Genomic DNA, 418 nt, shown 5'->3' on the forward strand with positions numbered 1-418 from the left:
TGTCCACCAACTGGTTCAGCGGCGTATTGAGCACCTGGGCCACTTGCGCGACCAAGAAGAATCCAGGTGTGGCCGTGCCGCCCTGCTCCAACTTGCGCAGCGTGTCCAGCGGCACCCCAGCCTCATGGGCCACCTCTGCGGCCGTGCGCGTTCCCCGCAGCCTGCGCAACTCCTTGCCCAGCTTTTCACCCTGTACGCGTTGGATATTCGACAATGCTGGCCGCGGCACATCGATAACTATACCCGGATAGTTATCCAAGTATAGTTATTGCACCAAGTGAGTTTTCCTTCGCTGTAACGTTCTCGACTCAGTCGATTCGTTGCTGACGGATGGAGATCCAGCGGGCGGCAGTTTTCTCCCCGACCGCTCGCCGCAGATCCAGCAGGTCATCGTGGGTGCGAGTCTGGCGGGCCTGCT

The 418-nt window shown here is 60.0% G+C and carries 1 protein-coding gene; it reads right to left on the bottom strand.

Annotated features, from left to right (window positions below; genetic code table 11):
* Positions 1-229 (bottom strand): helix-turn-helix domain-containing protein (locus AC30CM_RS27195; protein WP_490120006.1); only part of this gene is annotated, 229 nt, incomplete at its 3' end.
* Positions 230-418: the final 189 nt, after the last annotated feature.

Source organism: Mycobacterium sp. DHQP2018-32-09, from assembly GCF_058148405.1.